This window comes from Scytonema hofmannii PCC 7110, from assembly GCF_000346485.2.
GTDB lineage: Bacteria > Cyanobacteriota > Cyanobacteriia > Cyanobacteriales > Nostocaceae > Scytonema > Scytonema hofmannii.
In genome coordinates this window covers 5,663,927-5,672,996 of the sequence record NZ_KQ976354.1, presented here as the reverse complement: position 1 = coordinate 5,672,996, position 9,070 = coordinate 5,663,927, and the positions used below count along the sequence as shown (strand labels likewise).

Genomic DNA, 9,070 nt, shown 5'->3' with positions numbered 1-9,070 from the left:
CTCTCGGTCACCAATGGCGCGATCCTAAGTTCTAGCACCTACGGTCAGAAAAATGCAGGTAATGTAAACATTAACGTCCGCGATCTGGTCTCTTTTGATGGAATGGGTAGAAACGGACAACCCAGTGGTGCTTCCAGCCGGGTAGAAAAGGATGCCGGAGGTAATGGAGGTATTGTCAATATCACGACGGGGTCGCTTTCTATAACCAATGGCGCTAACTTGATCGTTAGCAGCTTCGGACAAGGAGATGCGGGCGATTTGATTATTAACGCCCGCAATACGATTCATCTGGACAACCAAAGCCGCATCGGAGCTACAACTATAGTGGGCAATAAGGGCAATATCTCTTTGCGCTCTCAAAACCTAGTGTTGCGTCGTTCAAGCAATATCACCACCAACGCCACTGGCACAGCTACGGGAGGCAATATCACCATTGATACCGATATCCTCCTCGCCCTGGAAAATAGCGATATCACTGCCAACGCTGATGTCGCCAGAGGAGGTCAGGTCAGAATCAATGCTCAAGGTATCTTTGGTACAAAATTCCGGAAACACGAAACCCCCCAAAGTGACATCACTGCCAGTTCTAACCTTGGGCCAGAATTTAGCGGCACCGTGGAAATGAACACACTCGATGTTAACCCCGCTCAGGGGTTAGTCAACTTGCCAGCTATACCAATTGATACTAAGGTGGCTCAGACCTGTCAATCGGGTGGAAGTCAAGCACAAAGCGAATTTATTATCACTGGACGCGGCGGCTTGCCCTCTAATCCGGGCGATGCCCTCAGCACTGACGCAGTTCAAGTAGATTTGATTACTCTAAACCCCAAAATTGATAAATCCTTGACTCCACCAGTTTCTACAAATCCCACTAACTCTACACTAGTTCGGATCGTGGAAGCGACTGGTTGGGTGATTGATACCAACGGCGATGTAATTCTGACAGCGAATGCACCTACTGTCACGCCTCATAGTTCCTGGCAGAAAACAGCGGATTGCCGTGCATTCAATCAACACCAGGGAAGTTAATCTAGCAAACTGCACTGTTCATTTTTAGCAAAGACACGACGTGAATAAGGGTAAAGACATGGCAAGAAAAAAATTCAGATTAGGTCAAATTAAACGCCTCTTGAGTGTACTGCTGTTTCTGGCTATGTTCTTGGGCGCGGGGTTATTGCCCCCCACTTTTGCACGTATGACAGCAGAAACCACCATTGTTCAAAGCTTGCCTGATGCCCAAAACTTGTTTGAACAAGGCAGAAAACTTTATGAAGCTGAACAGTTTGCTGAGGCAGCTGCAATATGGCAACAGGCTATCTCTGCGTTCAAAGCCAATGGCGATGAACTAAGACTTGCCATGACACTCGGCAATCTCTCATTAACTTATCAACAACTTGGACAGTGGACTCAAGCTGAAAGTGCGATTTCCAAGGCAATAGATTCGCTTCACGCCCAAAACCTTAATCTATTACAAACCTCACCAAATATAAACACAAAAGAGCATTCCCAAATTCTTGCTCAAGTTTTAGATATTCAAGGTCGCTTGCAATTGTCTTTATCTAAAGCTGAAGATGCTTTAAATACTTGGCGGCTCTCAGCTAACATTTACGAAAAAATAGGAGACAGTAAAGCAGTTATTCGTAACCGCATAAATCAAGCCCAAGCTTTGCAAGCCTTGGGGTTTTATCGTCAAGCCGAGAAAATATTAAGGGAAAGTACTCAGGTTCTGCAAAACCAACCCAACTCGCCTCTGAAAGTTGCAGGACTGCGTAGTCTTGGCAATGTCGTGCAAGTGACAGGTGATTTAAAAGCATCTCGGCAGATATTGCAACAAACTTTGGAAATAGCAAAAGCTTTACCACAGCCACAAGCAATAGGTGATATTCTACTCAGTCTCGGTAATACAGCCCGCGCCCAGCAGGACACCCAAGCTGCTATAGAGTTTTATCAACAGACTGCCAAAACTGCCACCTCAGCTACTACGCGCATCCAAGCTCAAGTCAATCACCTAAGACTCCAGGTGGACACCAAGCAATTCCAGGCTTTCCATGCATTGTCCTCCCAAATTCAAACTCAGCTTGCGGATTTACCAGTGAGTCGCACGGCAATCTCTGCTCGCATCAACTTTGCTCAGAGTTTGATGAAACTTCTGAGTCCTGAGTTCCGAGAACTGAAGATTACAGAGAAAGACTCAAAACTCATCACTCAGCAGTCAGCACGGTTATTAGCGACTGCTATTGAGCAAGCGAGAGGGCTGCAAGATAAACGCACAGAATCCTATGCTCTTGGTGTCCTGGGTGGACTGTATGAACAAACCCAGCAGAGGTCTGATGCACAAAACCTTACCCAGCAAGCCTTGCTGATGGCTCAAGCTATTGATGCTAAGGACATTGCCTATCGATGGCAATGGCAGCTGGGACGTTTGCTGAAAGCTAAGAAAGATATGAGAGGAGCGATCGCATCTTACAATGAAGCAGTCAATACCCTCCAGTCTCTGCGCTACGATTTAGTTGCCGTCAATCCAGAGGTGAAATTTTCCTTTCGGGATGAAGTCGAACCTGTATATCGAGAACTAGTACAGTTACTTTTGCAACCAGGGGCAAATTCCCAACCCAGTCCAGAAAATATCCAAAAAGCGAGCGAAACAATAGAATTGCTACAAGTGGCAGAACTTGACAACTTTTTTCGCAACACCTGTTTGAATGCTAGGATTCAAAGTAAAAAAGAAGACCAAATAACGGCAGCAGTTATCTATCCTTTTATTTTGCCAGACCGACTGGAGGTCATCCTCCAGTTACCGCAAAAGCCTCCACGGCACTACGCTACCTTTGTAGGTAAAGAGGAAGTGCAAAGTACTTTAAAACAACTACAGGAAAATTTAACAAAGCCCCACACACTGCGACAGGTTCAGTCCTTGTCCCAAAAGGTCTACAACTGGTTAATTAAACCGGCTTCAGCTGACTTGGCTGACAGTAATACCCCGACTTTGGTGTTTGTGCTGGATGGTTGGTTGCGGAATATCCCGATGGCGGCTCTCTACGACGGCAAACAGTATCTGATAGAGAAGTATAGCATTGCACTGACCCCCGGTCTGCAACTGATTGAACCCAAACCATTGCAGCAAGAATTAAAGACAATAGCCGCAGGATTATCTGAACCACGTTCCGGATTTTCTGCACTCCCCAACGTCAAGCGTGAATTAGAGGAAATCCGCTCTCAAGTACCTAGCAGCATACTTCTTAATCAAGAATTTACCAGCAAGGCGTTGCAAAACCGAATTAATTCTCTACCTTTCCCAGTCGTTCATCTTGCAACTCACGGTCAGTTTAGCTCCACACCGGAGGAGACATTTATTGTCGCTTGGGATGACCGCATTTATGTCAAGGAGTTCAATAAGTTAGTGCGAACTATAGAGCAAAACAGACCCGAAGCGATTGAATTGCTTATCCTGAGTGCTTGTCAAACAGCTGCAGGCGATGAGCGGGCTGGGCTGGGAATAGCTGGTGTTGCTTTTCAGGCGGGAGCACGCAGTACCATTGCTTCTCTGTGGAACTTGGATGATGAGTCCACCGCTGTGTTGATGAGTCAATTTTACCAAGAGTTAGCCAACAAAAAACTGACTAAAGCCGAAGCACTCCGTCGCGCCCAGTTAGCTCTTTTACAGAATCCTAAGTACAAACGTCCCAGGTATTGGGCACCCTACGTTCTGCTAGGGAATTGGCTGTGATACTATATCCGAGATCGACGCCAAGATGGCTTGTTAAGTTATTCCCGATGGCACTTTACCTAATAATTCCAGCGTCACAAGGGAGGGTAATACCTTCAAGATTACTGGAGGAACCCCAGCAGGTGGCAACTTGTTCCACAGTTTTAGGGAGTTTTCTGTTCCTACTGTCGGCACTGCTTTCTTTAATAACCCACCTTCCGCACCCTAAAGTGTCACACTACGAATTTTGGAGGTTTGAGGATTTGGTGTTGGCGATCGCCATCGATAATTTCCCCATATTTGTATAAAATAAAGCTTTTACCGTTAGTAAAAATACGAGAAAACCGATTGTGACAGTGGGGGGTGCGGAATGGGGGTTAATAATGCTGTGGATATTCAGAATATCATCAGTCGGGTGACGGGTGGGTGAGTATCTAATATTGATGGGCTAATTCGCGCTAATGGTAATGCCAACCTATTTTTAATTAATCCCAATGGGATTATTTTTGGGAAAAATGCCTCGTTGAACATTGGTGGTTCTTTTTTGGTTACTACGGCAAATAGCCTAAAATTTGCTGATGGTAAAGAGTTCAGTGCTACCACTCTCCAAACAACACCCAGAACAATTACCACTATACCAGAACGCATTGTAGAAGCTAGTGGTTGGATAATAAACAAAAAAGGGGAAATCGTCCTCATAGCAAGTGCTCCCACCGCCACGTCCCATAGTTCTTGGTTTACCTATCCGGATTGCAAAGCAAGTTAAAATTGTGCTTCACTGTAGATTTTTTAAGTTGCAGTAGACCTTAATATCAAAAGAAATTTCAACAGATCCATTAACGTCAGATTATTAGGTATAAATTGGACGTTTATCGTTCAAAAAAAATTTCAATAAGGTATTGATTTGACAGTTACAAAGGAATTCCAATCTTCAGCAATTGCTCTCGCAAATCTTGAGTGCCCTCAGTGGTAACTGACTTTACATAAAAGAGCGAACCTCCGCAGTTCGTATATTCAATAAATTGGCTAATATCCAAAGTTGCTTGCTATAAGTTTCACGGCAGAATTAGTTACCAGTTTTGATGAGATTGAGTGACCACAGGAAATTAGGCTCGAAGTTCGACTGCAAATCGCGAATAGTAATGCTGCAATTCTTGGTGCGATTGGTTCCTTTGAGAACACCCCAAGGCTTTACAGATTTGTGCCTGAGATTGGCCTGCATCTGTAAGCCGCATAATTTCAATGCGATGGCGATATTCTGGGCGTAAATCGCCTTCTAAACTCTTTAGTAAAAGCTTGATCTGAAAAAGTGTTAAGTAAAGACTCTAATTTTCTACAGCGATTTCTCCTGGTAGAACTTGCGGGACTGGAAGTTTGCCTGGGTACTCCCTGTAAACCTCCGCTTACTTATCAGAATCAAAAGTCCAGGAATTCCACAACTAGTTACAAAACTTCGCAATCATCGTGTGAATGGTCAGAAGTTAGACTTTTCGGGCGTTGTTGCTGTGACGGGGTAGAAGCAGCTAGAAAAAAGCGATCGTGAAATCAAAAGCATAGCTTCAGTATTAAGGTGGTAGATGGGAGTATTTTATTAGAACAAGATACTTTAATTTATCAAGATAAAAGTGCTTTTTGTTTTTGAATTTCAAAAGCTTAAATAATGAGAACATAAATTCTTTATTTATGCGCGATTAATTAGTTTTCAACTCTTGAATTTATAGGTTGAATCTCAGAATATTGAAATGGGATTAGACAATCTATCACTAATTCCACATCAACATCAATCTAAAATGAAGGAAAACGACGATGTTAAAAACCAAAGACTACTTCCAAAACCTTGAAGCAACTCCTGTCTTCCAAGAACTTGACGATGAGGTTGCTGCTACTTGTAGTGGAGGTAGAGTCGAGTATAACGGTCCTAACCCAGATGTGATCTTATATGAAAATAACTTCAGAGGTGGGAGACGACTGGGAATCAATGCAACAAATAGTGATGGTCCTACGGATCTCGGAAACAATGGCTTGGGTGTGTTCGGGAACTGGAATGACAAGACTTCCTCCATTGAAGTAGTAAGAGGAACATGGCAGGTATACATGCACACTGGCTTTAGACACCCATCCAGAGTCCTTACCCCAGGATATTACCCTGATGCCGGTGCAATTGGTCTTCCAAACGACTCAATAAGTTCCATTCGACGGGTAGGATAGCTCTAATCTTCGGGCAACTGTTCTGGAGAATTATCCCTAAATAGTCAAGCTGCCATGAATTTGACTTCTCTACATCCGTTCTAGGATTTTTGCTGAAACGGTGAAACTGCCTTAGAGCCTTCCATTTCTGAGGCAGTTTAGTATCTCACTCCCCTGCATAAAACACAGACATCACTCACTCTCCGAGAAATAGGTAGCAGATCAAAACAACAACTTTTGCAGCAAGTTTCTAAAATGATAGTTCCTTAAAGAACGACACAGAACAATTCACACTTAATTAGGAGAAAAAAGATGAAAGATAATCAGTATGAACAACTGTTCACAGAATTAACTCCTGTAGAAGCCGCTGTTGTTGAAGGAGGTAAGGATTTCAGAGGCACTCTTAATTTTGATGAAGATCAAAAAACAGGAAGGTTCAAAGTGTCACCCAATGCCACAATCAAGCTCTTTACCAACACCTACAACTCCGGAGGACGGTCAAGCGATAACCCAGACTTTTATGCAGCTATTAGAAATGTAGATACTAATAACAAGAATGAAAAGCTAGTCAGTGTTGGTGAAGATACCACTACATGGACTAACGTACGGGGAGGTACTTACGTAATTGACTTTAGAGATCGTGCTGATCGTATATATGTCGCTGGCGAAATAAAAGTTACCTACTCCTAACGCAGCGCCTTTGCTAAATACTCAAAAGTCAGATCGAACAAACTGATTAGATCAGTAGAACATTTACGGCGATCGAGACCTTCCCCTTGATCGCCTTCTCTCCAACAAAGGGAGATGTAACACATTTGTTGTTGATTGTTCTCAAAGATGCAATAAGCGTCCCATTTCAAAAATCAACAACAGAGCTAGAACCAACAAAGCTAGATGGTTTGAGTTTTGACGATGAAATATCAAAGTGTCCTGCAACACAGTGAAGAAGACTGTGGTGCTGCTTGCCTTGCTACTGTTGCCAAACACTACGGCCGCACTTTTGCTATAGGTCGAGTGCGCGAAGCAGTTGGCACCGGGTCGCGGGGAACAACCCTATTGGGTTTGCGCCGAGGAGCCGAAGCTCTAGGATTTAATGCCCGTCAAGTTAAAGCTTCCCCGCAACTGCTCGACTCTTTACACAAAATCTCCCTGCCAGCCATTATACACTGGAAAGGCTATCACTGGGTTGTTTTCTACGGGCAAAAAGGGAAAAAATATGCACTTGCTGACCCAGGCATCGGAATCCGCTATCTCACCCGCTCTGAGTTAATGGCAGGTTGGGGCAATGGCATAATGCTGTTGTTAGAGCCAGACGACAGCCGCTTTTATCAACAACCAGAAGATAAAATAGGCGGCTTTGGACGTTATCTGGCGCGTGTTTTGCCTTATCGTGGCATTCTCATTCAGGCAATAGCAATCAACATCGCCATTGGACTCCTCTCCCTCGCTTCCCCGTTGATGATGCAGCTCCTTACCGATGACGTACTTGTGCGGGGAGACACTCAACTGCTTACAACTGTAGCAATTGGGGTGATCGTGATGAACTTAATCAGAAGTGCTATTGGATTGGTACAGTCTCACCTCATCGGTCACTTTGGTCAGCGGCTGCAATTAGGTTTAATCCTGGAATACGGGCGAAAACTTCTACACTTGCCCCTTGAGTATTTTGAAGGACGGCGCAGTGGCGAAGTCGTTAGCCGCATTGCTGATGTTAATGCCATCAATGCCCTAGTATCCCAAATTGTCCTCGGTTTACCCAGCCAATTTTTTATCGCCTTGGTTTCTTTGGGCTTTATGCTCTTCTATAGTTGGGAGCTTACTGTAGCTTCCTTTGCCGCCTTTGTTATTGTCACCTTCGTCAACCTGCTTTTCCTCCCCGCCTTACGTCAGAAAACTCGCAACATGATTGTCCTTGGTACAGAAAACCAAGGCTTTCTGGTGGAAACCTTTCGCGGGGTCCAGGTTCTCAAAACCACCTCTGCCACTGGGCAAGCTTGGCAAGAGTATCAGACCAATTTTGGTCGTCTCGCCAATTTAGGCTGGACTACAATGAAACTGGGACTTTACAGTGGCACACTCACTAGTCTTATTTCTACTTTCACTAGTATTGCTCTACTTTGGTTAGGTTCGTACTTGGTGATTAATCAAACCTTTTCCATTGGTCAGCTACTCGCATTTAGCGGTATGAGTGGTAACTTTCTCGGCTTCCTAGGTTCAGTCATCGGGTTAGTTGATGAGTTTATCACTGCCCAAATTGTTATCCAACGCTTGACAGAAGTCATTGACGCTACCCCAGAAGACGATAATGATGTCAAAAAGCCTTGGGCAGAAATTAAGGGCAATGCAGACATGACTTGCACGAATCTCAACTTCCACTATGCAGGTAGAGTTGACCAGCTGCAAGATTTTTCCCTAACTATCCCAGGTGGTCAAGTTATTGCTTTGATTGGTAAATCTGGTTGTGGCAAAAGTACTCTCGCCAAACTGATTGCGGGTTTATATTCTTCCCAGTCTGGCAATATTCGCTATGGTATGTACAACCAGCAAGACCTTTCTTTAGAATGTCTGCGACAACAGGTAGTGTTAGTCCCGCAAGAACCCCACTTCTGGAGTCGCTCAATTATCGACAACTTCCGCTTCAGTTATCCGAATATCACTTTTGAACAAATTGTTAAAGCTTGCCAAATAGCTGGTGCAGATGAGTTTATCAGTAAATTGCCCGATAAATATCAAACTGTTTTAGGAGAATTTGGTGCAAATCTTTCTGGAGGTCAAAAGCAAAGATTAGCGATCGCTAGGGCAATAATAACTGAGCCGCCCGTACTGATTTTAGATGAATCCACGGGCGCTCTCGACCCGGTAAGTGAAGCCGAAGTGCTAGATAAATTGCTATTTCATCGACAGGGCAAAACCACAATTATGATTAGTCATCGCCCCAAAGTTATTGGGCGAGCCAATTGGATTGTACTGCTTGAAGAAGGACGCTTGAAAATTCAAGGCACTCCAGAGGAACTGCGCCATCTTCCCGGCACACACTTAGACTTCCTAAATGATTTTTTCCTACCCAGCAATGGTTTGGTGTTGAAATCTTCACTAGCTGAATCCAACGGTAAATCCACTGCAGTGAGTAGATAATACTGATTTGAAAAATGATTCCTACAGATTGAAGTGGAGAAG

5 protein-coding genes and 3 pseudogenes are annotated in these 9,070 nt (G+C 44.1%); 7 read left to right on the top strand and 1 reads right to left on the bottom strand.

Features of this window, described 5'->3' with window-relative positions; all coding sequences use genetic code 11:
* From WA1_RS23545 to WA1_RS61360, 4 genes and pseudogenes are all read left to right on the top strand, one after another.
* Positions 1 to 1,029, top strand: a pseudogene (locus WA1_RS23545) (S-layer family protein); the annotation flags it as partial.
* A gap of 58 nt (positions 1,030 to 1,087) precedes the next feature.
* Positions 1,088 to 3,727: a CHAT domain-containing protein gene (locus tag WA1_RS23540; protein WP_017740103.1), complete on the top strand. Its 2,640-nt coding sequence runs from the start codon at positions 1,088 to 1,090 to the stop codon at positions 3,725 to 3,727.
* Positions 3,728 to 3,764: 37 nt separating this feature from the next.
* Positions 3,765 to 3,922: pseudogene (locus WA1_RS53115) on the top strand (two-partner secretion domain-containing protein); the annotation flags it as partial.
* 163 nt (positions 3,923 to 4,085) lie between these two features.
* Positions 4,086 to 4,472: pseudogene (locus WA1_RS61360) on the top strand (two-partner secretion domain-containing protein); the annotation flags it as partial.
* A 340-nt stretch (positions 4,473 to 4,812) separates the two neighbouring features.
* On the opposite strand, the gene WA1_RS61790 reads toward WA1_RS61360, so the two are convergent.
* A complete protein-coding gene (locus WA1_RS61790; RefSeq protein WP_419183620.1) occupies positions 4,813 to 4,950 on the bottom strand; it encodes a hypothetical protein in 138 nt (45 codons plus the stop codon).
* Between the two features lie 562 nt (positions 4,951 to 5,512).
* Between WA1_RS61790 and WA1_RS23530 the strand changes: the two genes are divergently transcribed.
* The 3 genes from WA1_RS23530 (at position 5,513) to WA1_RS23520 (ending at position 9,028) form a co-directional block, all read left to right on the top strand.
* On the top strand, positions 5,513 to 5,914 hold the full coding sequence (locus WA1_RS23530) for a beta/gamma crystallin-related protein (RefSeq protein ID WP_017740105.1): 402 nt from the start codon (positions 5,513 to 5,515) through the stop codon (positions 5,912 to 5,914).
* A gap of 291 nt (positions 5,915 to 6,205) precedes the next feature.
* Positions 6,206 to 6,583, top strand: coding sequence for a hypothetical protein (locus WA1_RS23525; RefSeq protein WP_017740106.1), 378 nt, complete (start codon positions 6,206 to 6,208; stop codon positions 6,581 to 6,583).
* Positions 6,584 to 6,805: 222 nt separating this feature from the next.
* Positions 6,806 to 9,028: a peptidase domain-containing ABC transporter gene (locus WA1_RS23520; protein WP_017740107.1), complete on the top strand. Its 2,223-nt coding sequence runs from the start codon at positions 6,806 to 6,808 to the stop codon at positions 9,026 to 9,028.
* Positions 9,029 to 9,070: the final 42 nt, after the last annotated feature.

What these genes read in the sequence shown, in the direction of transcription:
- WA1_RS23540 (WP_017740103.1), top strand. Translation starts at nt 1,088, where the DNA reads ATGGCAAGAAAAAAATTCAGATTAGGTCAAATTAAACGCCTCTTGAGT.
- WA1_RS23530 (WP_017740105.1), top strand. Translation starts at nt 5,513, where the DNA reads ATGTTAAAAACCAAAGACTACTTCCAAAACCTTGAAGCAACTCCTGTC.
- WA1_RS23525 (WP_017740106.1), top strand. Translation starts at nt 6,206, where the DNA reads ATGAAAGATAATCAGTATGAACAACTGTTCACAGAATTAACTCCTGTA.
- WA1_RS23520 (WP_017740107.1), top strand. Translation starts at nt 6,806, where the DNA reads ATGAAATATCAAAGTGTCCTGCAACACAGTGAAGAAGACTGTGGTGCT.